The sequence below is a fragment of the Streptomyces sp. R28 genome (assembly GCF_041052385.1).
GTDB lineage: Bacteria > Actinomycetota > Actinomycetes > Streptomycetales > Streptomycetaceae > Streptomyces.
The window spans coordinates 9,430,097-9,442,775 of sequence record NZ_CP163439.1 but is presented as its reverse complement, the minus strand read 5'-3'; the positions used below and the strand labels follow the sequence as shown (position 1 = coordinate 9,442,775).

Below are 12,679 nucleotides of genomic sequence, written 5' to 3'. Positions count from 1 at the left end.
GGCCGCACCGCCGAGCCGCGTCGGCGGGGCCGACTGGGAGGAGCCCCCGTGACGCAGCAGATCCCGTCGACCGAGCCCGAGCTGGCCGGAGTTCGCAACTTCCGCGATGTCGGCGGCTGCCGACCGTGGACGGACGGCGGGTGCGGCACGGAGTGCTGTTCCGCAGCGGCCACCTCGCGCACGCGACCGAGGGGGACGCCGCGTTCCTGGACTCCCTGGGCCTGCACACGATCTTCGACTTCCGCAACGCGGCCGACCAGAAACTCGAAGGGCCGGACGTCGAGCTGGCGGGCGTACGCAATCTGAACCTGCCGCTGTCCGACCCGGCGGACGGCGCCGAGTTCTGGAAGATGGTCCGGGACGGCCACCTCGACCAGCTCCGGGAGATCCTTTCGGACGGCAAGGGCGCGGGCCGGATGATCACCTCCTACCGCACGATCATCAAGGAGCGCACCGCCGAGCACTCCCAGGTGCTGCACGCGCTCGCGCAGGACAGCGTCCCCGCCCTGATGCACTGCGCGGCCGGCAAGGACCGCGCCGGCCTGTCCATCGCCGTGACACTGCTCGCCCTCGGCGTCGAGCGTGAGGCGATCCTCGTCGACTACCTGGAGTCCAACGCCAAGCACCGCCGCTACAAGGTGCACCGCAGCAGCAGCTCCGCCTCGGCCTACTCCCCCGAGGTCATGGAGCTGCTCAGCCCGCTCTTCGACGCGCGCGCCGAGTATCTGACGGCTGCCTTCGAGACGATCGAGGAGACGTGGGGCGGCGTCGACACCTACCTGGAGCAGGCCCTGGGGGTCACCCCGGAGATCCGGGAGCGCCTGCGGGAGCGGCTGCTCGACTGACCTCGGGCGCCCTCACCCGCCCATGCCTACTGCGCGCCCACCTCGAACAGCAGGTAGATGAAGGCCGCGAAGACGTGCCCCACCGCGATGTAGATGATCAGTCGCACCCACAGGGCACGCGGGAACTTCTCCTCCAGGTTGCTCATGGCGTCTCTCCAGGGATGGGGCCCAGGCACAGCGTGGCCGTGGGGCTCTGCAACAGGGTGTGGACGAAGAGAAGCTCGACCCCGTCCTGGTCCTGGGCGGCGATGCGGTGCGGGGTCAGCGAGTCGAAGTGCGCGCTGTCGCCGGGCGCGAGCCGGTGCGTGGTGTCCCCGAGGCGCAGCCGCAGCCGCCCCTCGAGCACGTAGAGCCACTCCTCGCCCGGATGCACACGCACGATGTCGCCCTGCGCGCCGTACGGCACGTGGACGCGCAGGGCCTGCATCCCGCGCCCGGGCGCCCCTGCCTGCCAGTACGTCCAGCCGCCGGCCGCGGTCGGCTCCATGTCGGCGGCGCGGACGACGGCGTCCCGGTCGGCGGCCGTCTCGCCGAGCAGCTCGGAGACGGTCGTACCGTAGATACGGGCGAGCGCGAGCAGCATCGGCAGCGAGGGCTGACGCTGCCCGGTCTCCAGGCGGGAGAGGTGGGCCGGCGACAGCCCGGCGGCGCGGGCCGCGGCCTCCAGGGTCAGGGAGGCGCGGCGGCGCAGCGCACGCAGCTGGGGCGCGACGACGGGGAGGGCCCCCGGCCCGGTCGCATCGGCCTCCGGTTCGATCTCGGGAGAGCTCATGCTCCCCATTCAGCCGGAGGTTTGCCTCATCGGCAAATTTCTTGCCTCAGAGGCAAAAGCCCCAGCGGCTACCGAGCGGCCACCGCCTGCTTGACCAACGTCTTGCCGAAGTCCCACATCAGCCCGCCCCCACTGTGCGCGTCGTCCATCACATCGGTAAAGGCGTCGACGAACCGGTCCACCTCCCGCTCGCCGATGATCAGCGGCGGAATCAGCTTGATCACCTCCAGGTGGTCGCCGGAGACCTGGGTGAGGATCCGGTGCCGCCGCAGCAGCGGTACGACGACCATCTGCGCGAACAGGCCCTTGCGTGCGGCCTGCAGCATGGTCCAACGGCTGCGCAGCTTCAGCGAGTTGGGCCTGCCGAACTCGATGCCGATCATCAGTCCCCGGCCACGGACGTCGGCGAGCAGCTCGTACTTGTCGATCAGCGCAGCGAGCCGGGACTTCAGCAGCTCCCCCGTCGTGCGCGCGCCCGCGACGATCTGCTCGTTCTCCATGACGGACAGCACGGCGAGCCCGGCCGCCATGGCCTGCGCGTTGGACCCGAAGCTCGCCGAGTGGACCAGCACACGATCCATGGACGAGTAGACCTTCTTGAAGATCCAGTCCTTGCCGAGGGTGGCGCCCACCGGCACATACCCGCCGGAGAGCGCCTTGGCCACGCACACCAGGTCCGGCTCGACACCGTCCTCGTGCTGGTAGGCGTAGAAGTCACCGGTACGGCCGAGGCCCGTCTGCACCTCGTCGGCGATGAGCAGCGCCTTGTGCCGGTGCAGCAGCTCCTGGGCGGCCCGCAGATAGCCGGGCGGAGCCTCGAGCACGCCCTTGCCCTGGATCGGCTCGACGATCAGGGCGGCGACGTCGCCCTTCTTCAGCTCCCGTGCCAGGGCGTCGAGATCGCCGAGCGGTACGGCCGTGTCCGGCAGCAGCGGGGCGAAGCCGTCCCGGAAGCCGGACTCGCCGTTGACGGACAGGGAGCCGGTGGTCAGCCCGTGGAAGGCGTGGTCGCAGTACAGGATCCTGGGCTTGCCGGTGACGAACCGCGCGAACTTCAGCGCGGTCTCCACCGCCTCCGTCCCGCTGTTGCCGAAGAACACCCGGTCCAGGTGCGGACTGTGTGCGAGCAGCTTCTCGGCCAGCAGCCCGGGCAGCGGCTGGCAGTCGAAGCGGGTGAGGTCGGCGAGCCGGGCGTCCAGGACGTCGTGCAGCGCCTTGCGGACGACGGGGTGGTGGCGCCCCAGGCCCATCACCCCGAACCCGGCGAGCATGTCCAGGTAGTCGTCGCCGTCCGCGTCCCAGAAATACGCGCCCTCGGCCCGCTCGTAGACCTTGTCGAAGCCGATGGTGTGCAGCATGCGCGGGAGCTGGTGGTTGAGGTACCTGGTGTGCAGCTCGTAGCGTTCGGCTCCGCGCTCGGACAGGAGTCTGCCGAGATCGAACTCCGTGGTCATTCAGCTTTCTCCTTGACTGACACGGCTTTCTTCTTGGCCGGCGCGGCTTTCTCGTTGGCCGGCACGACGGTACGACCGTCCTGGCTGCCGTCGCCCCGCTCCGAGCCGACGACCAGGCTGTCCTCGGCCTCCTTGAGAGCCAGGCTCGCGCTGATCCGTCCGGCGACCTCGACGGGGGTGAGCCCGATGTCGGCGAGCACCTCGCCCCGCTTGGCATGTGCGAGGAACTGCTCCGGAATACCGAACCGCCGTACGGGGACGTCGACTTCGGCGTCACCCAGCGCCAGCGCCACGGCGGCGCCGACCCCGGCCGAGCGGCTGTTGTCCTCAACGACGGCCACCAACCGGTGCTGTGCGGCCAGGGGCGCGAGCGCGGGGTCGACCGGCTTGACCCAACGCGGGTCCACGACAGTGCAGTTGATGCCACGGGCCTGAAGCAGCTCGGCCGCCTGGAGGCACACCGGAGCCATCACTCCGACGGCGACCAGCAGGACATCCGGCTCACCCGCGTCCCGATGCAGCACGTCCAGGCCGCCCACCCGGTCGATCGCCGGGATCGACGGCCCGACCGACTCCTTCGGGTAGCGCACGAGCGTCGGCGCGTCGTCGACGGCCACGGCCTCGCGCAGCTGTGCCCGCAGTTGGTCGGCGTCGCGCGGCGCGGCGATCCTGAGGCCGGGCACGACCTGGAGGATCGACATGTCCCACATACCGTTGTGGGAGGGCCCGTCCACGCCGGTGACGCCGGCCCGGTCCAGCACGAAAGTCACCCCGCAGCGGTGCAGCGCGACGTCCATCAGGAGCTGGTCGAAGGCGCGGTTCAAGAAGGTCGCGTACACGGCGACGACCGGGTGCAGCCCACCCGTCGCGAGCCCCGCCGCCGACACGGCCGCGTGCTGCTCGGCGATCCCGACGTCCCACACCCGGTCCGGGAACCGCTCCGCGAACTTGCCGAGCCCGACCGGGTGCAGCATGGCCGCCGTGATCGCCACGACGTCCTCCCGCTCCTCGCCGATCCGCACGATCTCGTCGCCGAACACCGAGGTCCAGGAAGGAGCGTTGGACGGCGCGAGCGGCTCGCAGGTCAGCGGGTCCATCACGCCGACGGTGTGGAAGTGGTCCTCCTCGTGGGCGAGGGCGGGTTCATAGCCGCGCCCCTTCTCCGTGAGGCAGTGGACGAGCACGGGCCCGTGGAAGCGCTTGGCCCGTCGCAGCGCCGACTCGACGGCCCCGATGTCGTGCCCGTCGATCGGGCCGACGTACTTCAGGCCCAGGTCCTCGAACATGCCCTGCGGGGCGAAGGCGTCCTTGAAGCCCTTCTTCGCGCCGTGCAGGGACTCGTAGATCGTGTTGCCCACGAGCGGGGTCCGCAGCAGTACGTCCTTGCCCCAGGCCAGGACCTTCTCGTAGCTGTCGGTCGTGCGCAGGGTGGCCAGGTGGTTGGCGAGGCCCCCGATGGTCGGCGCGTACGACCGCTCGTTGTCGTTGACGACGATGATCAGCGGCCGGTCCTTAGCGGCCGCGATGTTGTTCAGCGCCTCCCAGGCCATGCCGCCGGTGAGCGCCCCGTCGCCGATCACCGCGACGACGTGTCCCTTCTCCCCCTGCACCTGACGGGCCTTGGCGAGCCCGTCGGCCCAGCCGAGCGCGGTGGAGGCGTGGCTGTTCTCGACGATGTCGTGCTCGGACTCCTCGCGCGAGGGGTACCCGGACATGCCGCCCTTGCCGCGCAGCTTGGAGAAGTCCTGACGTCCCGTCAAAAGCTTGTGTACGTAGCTCTGGTGACCGGTGTCCCAGACGATGCGGTCGACCGGCGACTCGAAGACCCGGTGGAGCGCGACGGAGAGTTCCACCACCCCCAGGTTGGGCCCGAGATGTCCGCCGGTCCTGGCGACCGCGTGCACCAGGAACTCCCTGATCTCGTCGGACAGTTCACCGAGTTCCGCCTCGGACAGCGCCTTCAGGTCACGTGGTCCCCGGATGCTCTCCAGAATCGTCACGCTCGGGCCCCCTCTCGGTCCGTGCCTTGATTCAACTCACAGTCACTTCTGGTTTCCCCGTGACGGTGGGGGCGCCCGGTGCGGCCCCGTCCTGCTCCATCTGCTCGGCGATCTTCATCGCCTCTTCGATCAGCGTCTCGACGATCTTCGACTCGGGGACGGTCTTGATGACCTCGCCCTTCACGAAGATCTGCCCCTTGCCGTTACCGGAGGCGACCCCCAGATCCGCCTCCCGTGCCTCGCCGGGGCCGTTGACCACACACCCCATGACCGCGACGCGCAACGGCACTTCCATGCCCTCCAGGCCCGCCGTGACCTCGTCGGCCAGCTTGTAGACGTCGACCTGCGCACGCCCGCACGACGGGCAGGAGACGATCTCCAGGCGCCGCTGCCTGAGGCCCAGCGACTCCAGGATCTGGATGCCGACCTTGACCTCCTCGGCGGGCGGGGCGCTCAGGGACACCCGGATGGTGTCGCCGATCCCCCGTGACAGCAGCGCGCCGAAGGCGACGCCCGACTTGATCGTGCCCTGGAAGGCGGGGCCGGCCTCGGTCACCCCGAGGTGCAGCGGGTAGTCGCACTGGGCCGCGAGCTGCTTGTACGCCTCGATCATCACGACCGGGTCGTTGTGCTTGACCGAGATCTTGATGTCCCGGAAGTCGTGCTCCTCGAAGAGCGACGCCTCCCACAGCGCCGACTCGGCCAGAGCCTCCGGCGTCGCCTTGCCGTACTTCTGCAGCAGCCGCCGGTCCAGGGAGCCGGCGTTGACGCCGATGCGGATCGGCGTGCCGTGGTCCTTGGCGGCCCGCGCGATCTCCTTGACCTTGTCGTCGAACTGCTTGATGTTGCCGGGGTTGACACGTACGGCCGCACAGCCGGCCTCGATCGCGGCGAACACGTACTTGGGCTGGAAGTGGATGTCCGCGATCACCGGGATCTGGGACTTGCGGGCGATCGTGGCGAGCGCGTCCGCGTCGTCCTGCGTCGGACAGGCCACGCGCACGATCTGGCAGCCCGTCGCCGTCAGCTCGGCGATCTGCTGCAAGGTGGCGCCGATGTCGGACGTACGGGTCGTCGTCATCGACTGCACCGACACGGGGGCATCGCCCCCGACCGCCACCGGGCCGACCTGGATCTGCCGCGACAGGCGCCGCTCGGCGATCGGCCGGAGGGGTACCTCGGGAACGCCCAAGGAGATGGCGGTCATGCCCTCACTCCCGGTTTCCGGAGACCGTCTCGCGCATGGCGCGCAGCGACTCCTTGAGTGAGCCCATGGTGGCGAGGACGGCGGTGGGCTCGTATCCGCAGTGCGCCATGCAGTTGGCGCAGCGCGGGTCCTTGCCGCGGCCGTACTTGTCCCAGTCGGTGTCCTCGATCAGCTCGCGGTACGTCGGGACGTATCCGTCGCTCATCAGGTAGCACGGGCGCTGCCAGCCGAACAGCGAGTAGTTCGGGATCGCCCAGGCGGTGCACGGGAAGTCGACCTTGCCCTCGAGGAAGTCGAGGAACAGCGGCGAGTGGTTGAGCCGCCACTTCCTGCGGTTGCCGCCCGCGAAGGCCTTCTTGAACAGCTCGCGGGTCTGCTCCACGCCCAGGAAGTGCTCCTGGTCGGGGGCCTTCTCGTAGGCGTAGGCGGGCGAGATCATCATCTCGTCGACCTTGAGGTCGTCGTTGAGGAAGTTGAGCACCTCGATGATGGTCTGCGGGGTGTCGGTGTTGAAGAAGGTCGAGTTGGTGGTGACCCGGAAGCCGCGCCGCTTGGCCTCCTTGATCGCCTCCACGGCCTCGTCGAACACGCCCTCCTTCGCCACGGACTCGTCGTGCCGCTCGCGCAGGCCGTCGATGTGCACCGCGAAGGCGAAGTACGGCGAGGGCGTGAAGTTGTCCATCTTCTTGCGCAGCAGCATGGCGTTGGTGCACAGGAACACGTATTTCCGCTTGGCCACCAGCTGCCGCACGATCTCGTCGATCTGCGGGTGCATCAGGGGCTCACCACCGGCGATGGACACCATCGGCGCACCGGATTCGAGCACCGCTCCCACCGCCTGCGCGACCGGCATGCGCTGCTTGAGCACGCCGGCCGGGTGCTGGATCTTGCCGCAGCCCTCGCACTTGAGGTTGCAGGCGAACAGCGGTTCCAACTCGACGATCAGCGGAAACTTGTCCCGCCTGCGGAGCTTTTGTTCGGCCAAGTATGTAGCGACCTTGATGGACTGACGCAGCGGCATGGCCATCTGGCTCACCTCCTGGGGAGCAGCAAGGAACGGTGCCATTCGAAGAAAGCGGGGAGAACGGAACGAAGGACACGGAAAGCTGATATTCCACCGCGCAACGTGCCGATCCGGACGAGTTCATGTTCTGGAGCGTCCACGACCACCCGTACGGCCGCAACCGGGCGCTCGCCGGCGCGGACGGCGCTCAGGAGCGTGACCGCCGACTCCATGTCTACCGCGATTGCGCCGGTCGCGAGCAGATCGGACCGCTCCTGACCACGGACGACGTGATCGGAGCCGGTGAGCGGTCCGGTGTGGACGGTGCGGCCGGGAACGGCGCGCGCCAGCTCTTTGACGAGTAGGTCGGTCCCGACGCACGGAACGGTTCCCCCCGGATCCCGGGTCTCCTCGGCGACGACCAGATCGCCGGGGTGCATGCCGGGGGCGAGCCCCGCGCAGAAGCCCGTGGCGAGCACGGCGGCCTCACTGAGGGCCGGGTCGGCCAGCACCCGGGTGACGGAGCGCTCGGCCGCCCGTGGCCCCATCCCGGTCCGCAGGACGGTGACCGGCCCGCCGGCGCCGCCGCGGTCGCTCGTGCGCAGGGCGAACTGCTCGATGCCGAGCGCGCAGGCGATCAGCAGCGGGGCCGCGGCGGGCTGTGGGCTCATCAGCCCCCCTTGGCCTCGGTCAGCGACTTCCCCGGCGCCCCGTTCGTGTGGGGCTCGTCGGCGAAGGGCTCTCCGTGCACGTACCGGCCGAGCGCGGTGAGCGGGAACACCTGGCGGTAGAGGTGGTAGTTGATGGAGAAGTCCCAGGGGAAGCCGGTACCGGTGAAGTACGGCTCGTCCCAGGAGCCGTCCTCGCGCTGAGTGGCCGCGAGCCACTCGATGCCGCGCTCGACGGCCTTGGAGTCCTTCTCCCCCGCGGCCAGCAGCGCCATCAGCGCCCACCCGGTCTGCGAGGCGGTCGAGGCGCCCTTGCCGCTCCACTCCTTGACGTACTTGTAGGAGCGCAGGTCCTCGCCCCAGCCGCCGTCGTCGTTCTGGACGGACTCCAGCCAGGTCACGGCGCGGCGGATCGCCGGGTGTGAGCCCGGGAACCCGGCCGCCACCAGGGCGGGTACGACCGACCCGGTGCCGTAGACGTAGTTGACGCCCCAGCGCCCGAACCACGAGCCGTCCGGCTCCTGTTCGGCGAGCAGCCACTGGATGCCGCGCCGGGTGCGCGGGTCGTGGGCGAGGCCCTCGACGGCAAGCATCTCGACCACGTGCGCGGTGACGTCCGCCGACGGGGGGTCGATCACCTCGCCGAAGTCGCAGAACGGCAGCCGGTTGGGGAAGGGGCTGGTGTTGTCGACATCGAAGGCGCCCCACGCCCCGTTCCTCGACTGCATCCCGAGGTTCCAGCGCACCCCGCGCCCGATCGCCTTCTCCACTCGCTCCGGGTCGTGGTGCTTGACGCGGCGCAGGGCGAGGACCACCTCGGCGGTGTCGTCGATGTCGGGGTAGTTGTCGTTGTGGAACTCGAACGCCCAGCCACCGGGCGGCAGTTGGGGTCGCTTGACGGCCCAGTCGCCGGGCCGGACGATCTCCTCGCCCAGCATCCAGTCCGCGGCCTTGACGAGCTGCGGGTGGTCGGCCGGCACGCCCGCGTCCACGAGGGCGATGGTCGCCAGGCACGTGTCCCAGACCGGCGACTGGCAGGCCTCGATCATCCGGGCCCCGTCCTCGCGCCAGACGGCGAAACGGTCCAGCGACGCCAGTCCCTCGCGCAGGACGGGATGTTGGAGGTCGTAACCGAGCAGGTGCAGGGCGATGATCGAGTAGACCGCGGGGGGCTGGATGCCGCCCCAGCAGCCGTCGTTCTCCTGCCGCTCGATGATCCAGCGGGCGGCGCTGTTCATGGCGGCTCTGCGCAGCCTGCGCGGGGCGACCTTGCGCAGCTGGTGGAGCGCCTTGTCGAGCCGCTGGAACGCGCCGTCCCAACTGGCCGCCGGGGCAAGGGGCTTGGCCGGGTTGGGGTCGGCCGGGTCGGTGTGCAGTTCGTCGAGCGGGAAAGGCGCGGGCCGTACCGGGCGCTTCGCGGAGACGATCGTCAGCGGGACGATGGTCTGCCGGGCCCAGCAGCCGAAGTCGTAGATGTTGAGTGGGACCCACTGGGGGAAGTAGATGAGCTCCGGCGGGAGTTCGGGCAGGTCCTCCCACTTCCACCAGCCGAACAGGGCCAGCCAGATCCGGGTGAAGACCCGGGCGGCGGCGATGCCGCCCTGCTCGCGGATCCAGGCGGAGGCCTTGGCCATGTGCGGTGCGTCCGGCGCGTCGCCGGCGAGGCGGAGGGCGACGTACGCCTCGATGGTGGCGGAGAGTTCGCCCGGCGCGCCGTAGAAGGTGCCCCAGGTGCCGTCCTCGTGCTGCTCGCCGCGGATGAACAGGGCGGCGGCGTGGGTGGTCGGCTCGTCGCGGATGCCCAGGAACTGACGGAGCAGCAGGTCCTCGGCGTCCATGGTGACGTTCGTCTCGAGGTCGCCCTTCCACCAGCCCTGGGCGTCCTGCTTCGCCAGCAGGAAGTCGGTGGCGCGCCGGGTCGCGCGTACGGCGGCTTCGTACGCCCCGGCCGCCCCGGGGTTCTCGGTGTCGCTGGCCGCGGCTGCCCGGGGCGGGAGTGCCCCGGTGCTTCCGTCGGTCGTCGCTGTCATGGCTTCCCCTTCGTGCAGTGCTCCAGTAGTGCGTCTGCTGTGGGTCCGCCGTCGGCCGGTGCGCTGGTTCCCGCCACACCGGCCGGCGACTACGCGAGGGCTATTCGACCGATACTGATCATCTCTTTTCGCCCGGTGGTGATCATCTCTTCCGTACGACGACGAAGTCGGCGAGCGCCGTGAACTGCGCCCGCACCTGCTCGGGCATGTCGACGGCGTCGAGGGCCTCGACGGCGACGGCGTGCTGACGGCGTGCCTCTTCGGCGGTCCACTCGCGGCCGCCCGCCTCCTCGATGAGGGCGGCACGTGCCGCGAACTCCTCCTCGGAGAAGTTCGCGAAGTCGCTGCTCTTGGCGTCGGCGGCGAGCATTTCGCCCAGGCGCTCGGAGGCGGGGCCGCCCGCCGCGAGCGCGGCCACGACCGGCAGGGACTTCTTGCGCTGGCGCAGGTCGCTCCAGGTCTGCTTGCCGGTGGAGACCGGGTCGCCCCAGATGCCGAGGAGGTCGTCGACGGCCTGGAAGGCGAGACCCAGGTGGTAGCCGTACTTCTCCAGGGTGTCGGCGGTGCGGTCGTCCGCGCCGCCGAGCACGGCGCCGATGGAGCTGGCGCAGGCGAGCAGGGCGCCGGTCTTGTTGCCCTCCATCTCCAGGCATTCCTCGACGCTGACACGGTCGCGGTGCTCGTAGGAGATGTCCTGCGCCTGGCCGTCGATGAGAGCGCGGGTGGCGGTGGTCAAGCGACGGGTGGCACGGCCGGCCTCGACGGTGCCGAGCTCCAGCAGGATCTCGTTGGCGAGGGCGAACAGGGCGTCGCCGACCAGGATGGCCTGAGCGGGACCGTGCACCTTCCAGACGGTGTCGCGGTGGCGGCGCTGTTCGTCGCCGTCCATGAGGTCGTCGTGGAGGAGGGAGAAGTTGTGGACGAGTTCGACGGCGACGGCGCCGGGGATGCCGACCTCGGGCGCGGCACCGGTGACCTCGGCGGAGAGCACCGCGAGGGCGGGGCGTACGGCCTTGCCGCCGTCGCCGGCCGTGGGCTTGCCGTCGGCGTCGATCCAGCCGAAGTGGTAGGCGGAAACGGTGTCCATGGGAGGGGCCAGGCGGTCGATCGCCGCCCGCAGTACCGGCGTGGCCAGGGTCCTACCGCGCTCCAGGAGCGCGGTCACGTCCACCGCGGTCTCTCGAGCGGCCTTCTCGGCCGGGGGCACAGTGGGCACAGTCTCTCCTCTTGTCGCGCTACCGGGCGTGCGGGGGCCTGCCGCCGTGCGCTGGTTCAGCATCACGCCGCCTCCTCGACGTCGAAGAGGTGGCTGGGGCGTGGCCGGCCCAGGGCGCTCAGCGCGGCGCCGGCCGCACTCACGCCACTGCGGACCGCACTCTCCATGGTCGCGGGCCACCCTGTGGCGGTCCACGCTCCGGCCAGGTAGAGGCCGGGGACTTTGGTACGGGCGCCGGGCCGCAGCCGCCCGACGCCGGGGGTGGGAGCGAACGTCGCGGTGCGCTCCCGGGTCACGAAGAAGTCCTTCACCTGCGCACCGCGCGTCCTGGGCAACAGCCGCTCCAGCTCGGGCAGATACCGCTCGCGCAGGGTGGCGACCGGTTCGTCGATCTCGTCCTGCGCGGCCGACTGGGACAGGGCGAGGTACTGCCCGTCCCGCAGCCCGGACGCGTCGGTCCGGTCGAACACCCACTGCACCGGGGTGCCGAGGGCCGCGAAGAACGGCCGGCTGAGCACCTTCCGGTCGTACACCACATGGACGTTGAGGATCGGCGCGGTGCCGATCTCCAGCAGCTGTCCGGGAGCGTCGAGGGCACCCTGGGGCAGCAGGTCGTACGCCTCGCGCTGGGCCACGGCGAGCACGACCGCGTCGGCCTGGAGCGTCTCGCCGGGAACCTGAACGCTCCAACGCCCGTTTTCGTCAGGGGAGATGGAGGTGACGCGTGTACGGACCTCGGTGCGGACGCCCGCGGAGTCGAGCGCCTTGCGGGCCAGCCGGTCATGCAGTTCGCCCAGCGGGACGCGCGCCCATCCGATGTCGGCCGCGCCCGGGTCGGAGAGCAGACCGGTCTTGAACACCATCGCGGCGAGCCCCAGCGAGGCGTCGCCCGCGACCGCGTTGAGGGTGGCGACCCCCACCAGGTCCCACAGGGCCTCGACGGCACGCGCCGACTGACCGTGCGCGGCCAGCCAGCTGCCGAAGTCAGTTGCGTCCAGGCTCGGATCGGCGAGGTCGAGCCCCTTGAGCGCGAGCGCGGCACGGCCGACCTTGGCCCGCTCGGCGAGCGACAGATGCGGATACGTCGCCAGGCTCCGGCCCAGGTGCAGGGGTACGGGCAGTTCGTCGCGCCGCAGTCTGCCGAGCCGCCGACCCTCGGGCCGCGCGAGGTCGAGGACGGGCACGTCGAGACGGTCCTGCAGCGGAGCCAGCGCCGTGCCCTCGATGCGGTCGAGGAACCAGCGGTAGGCGGTGCAGCAGCGCAGATACACGTGCTGACCGTTGTCGACGACCAGGTCGCCGCGCTGGAAGGAGAAGGCCAGGCCACCGAGTCTCGGCCTGCCCTCGATCAGGGTGACGCGCACTCCGGCGTCGGCGAGCGCGAGCGCGGCCGTGATGCCGGCGAGCCCGCCGCCGACCACGACGGCGTCCCTCGCGGGGCGTCCCGGGATGTCCGCGAGCGCCCCTTCGGACTCCATACCGTC

General features: G+C 70.4%; 10 protein-coding genes and 1 pseudogene. 1 reads left to right on the top strand and 10 read right to left on the bottom strand.

Features of this window, described 5'->3' with window-relative positions; translation table 11 throughout:
• Positions 1-48 precede the first annotated feature (48 nt).
• Positions 49-845 (top strand): annotated as a pseudogene (locus AB5J49_RS41430) (tyrosine-protein phosphatase).
• 26 nt (positions 846-871) lie between these two features.
• On the opposite strand, the gene AB5J49_RS41425 reads toward AB5J49_RS41430, so the two are convergent.
• From AB5J49_RS41425 to hpnE, 10 genes are all read right to left on the bottom strand, one after another.
• On the bottom strand, positions 872-991 hold the full coding sequence (locus tag AB5J49_RS41425; protein WP_369174028.1) for a DUF6126 family protein: 120 nt from the start codon (positions 989-991) through the stop codon (positions 872-874).
• Positions 988-1,617 (bottom strand): helix-turn-helix domain-containing protein, encoded by a 630-nt coding sequence (locus AB5J49_RS41420; RefSeq protein ID WP_369174027.1) that lies wholly within the window; start codon positions 1,615-1,617, stop codon positions 988-990. Before AB5J49_RS41420 ends, AB5J49_RS41425 begins: the two co-directional genes overlap by 4 nt.
• Positions 1,618-1,685: 68 nt before the next feature.
• Positions 1,686-3,071, bottom strand: coding sequence for an aspartate aminotransferase family protein (locus AB5J49_RS41415; RefSeq protein ID WP_369174026.1), 1,386 nt, complete (start codon positions 3,069-3,071; stop codon positions 1,686-1,688).
• On the bottom strand, positions 3,068-5,071 hold the full coding sequence (dxs, locus tag AB5J49_RS41410) for a 1-deoxy-D-xylulose-5-phosphate synthase (protein WP_369174025.1): 2,004 nt from the start codon (positions 5,069-5,071) through the stop codon (positions 3,068-3,070). The genes AB5J49_RS41415 and dxs overlap by 4 nt, the downstream gene beginning before the upstream one ends.
• A gap of 31 nt (positions 5,072-5,102) precedes the next feature.
• On the bottom strand, positions 5,103-6,278 hold the full coding sequence (ispG, locus tag AB5J49_RS41405; protein WP_369174024.1) for a flavodoxin-dependent (E)-4-hydroxy-3-methylbut-2-enyl-diphosphate synthase: 1,176 nt from the start codon (positions 6,276-6,278) through the stop codon (positions 5,103-5,105).
• Positions 6,279-6,282: 4 nt separating this feature from the next.
• Entirely contained in the window at positions 6,283-7,305 is a 1,023-nt protein-coding gene (gene hpnH, locus AB5J49_RS41400) for an adenosyl-hopene transferase HpnH (RefSeq protein ID WP_369174023.1), read from the bottom strand.
• Positions 7,306-7,310: 5 nt separating this feature from the next.
• Positions 7,311-7,952 (bottom strand): 1-hydroxy-2-methyl-2-butenyl 4-diphosphate reductase, encoded by a 642-nt coding sequence (locus AB5J49_RS41395; RefSeq protein ID WP_369174022.1) that lies wholly within the window; start codon positions 7,950-7,952, stop codon positions 7,311-7,313.
• On the bottom strand, positions 7,952-9,979 hold the full coding sequence (gene shc, locus AB5J49_RS41390) for a squalene--hopene cyclase (protein ID WP_369174021.1): 2,028 nt from the start codon (positions 9,977-9,979) through the stop codon (positions 7,952-7,954). The genes AB5J49_RS41395 and shc overlap by 1 nt, the downstream gene beginning before the upstream one ends.
• Before the next feature lie 142 nt (positions 9,980-10,121).
• The gene (locus tag AB5J49_RS41385) at positions 10,122-11,258 is read right to left on the bottom strand and encodes a polyprenyl synthetase family protein (protein ID WP_369174020.1); all 1,137 of its coding nucleotides are present in this window, start codon (positions 11,256-11,258) and stop codon (positions 10,122-10,124) included.
• Positions 11,258-12,673, bottom strand: a complete 1,416-nt coding sequence (gene hpnE, locus AB5J49_RS41380) for a hydroxysqualene dehydroxylase HpnE (protein WP_369175435.1) — start codon at positions 12,671-12,673, stop codon at positions 11,258-11,260. Before hpnE ends, AB5J49_RS41385 begins: the two co-directional genes overlap by 1 nt.
• Between the last annotated feature and the right edge of the window lie 6 nt (positions 12,674-12,679).

Coding starts and splice junctions, on each gene's coding strand:
- AB5J49_RS41420 (WP_369174027.1), bottom strand. CDS start 1,617: ATGAGCTCTCCCGAGATCGAACCGGAGGCCGATGCGACCGGGCCGGGG.
- hpnE (WP_369175435.1), bottom strand. CDS start 12,673: ATGGAGTCCGAAGGGGCGCTCGCGGACATCCCGGGACGCCCCGCGAGG.
- ispG (WP_369174024.1), bottom strand. CDS start 6,278: ATGACCGCCATCTCCTTGGGCGTTCCCGAGGTACCCCTCCGGCCGATC.
- hpnH (WP_369174023.1), bottom strand. CDS start 7,305: ATGGCCATGCCGCTGCGTCAGTCCATCAAGGTCGCTACATACTTGGCC.
- AB5J49_RS41395 (WP_369174022.1), bottom strand. CDS start 7,952: ATGAGCCCACAGCCCGCCGCGGCCCCGCTGCTGATCGCCTGCGCGCTC.
- AB5J49_RS41385 (WP_369174020.1), bottom strand. CDS start 11,258: ATGCTGAACCAGCGCACGGCGGCAGGCCCCCGCACGCCCGGTAGCGCG.
- AB5J49_RS41425 (WP_369174028.1), bottom strand. CDS start 991: ATGAGCAACCTGGAGGAGAAGTTCCCGCGTGCCCTGTGGGTGCGACTG.
- AB5J49_RS41415 (WP_369174026.1), bottom strand. CDS start 3,071: ATGACCACGGAGTTCGATCTCGGCAGACTCCTGTCCGAGCGCGGAGCC.
- shc (WP_369174021.1), bottom strand. CDS start 9,979: ATGACAGCGACGACCGACGGAAGCACCGGGGCACTCCCGCCCCGGGCA.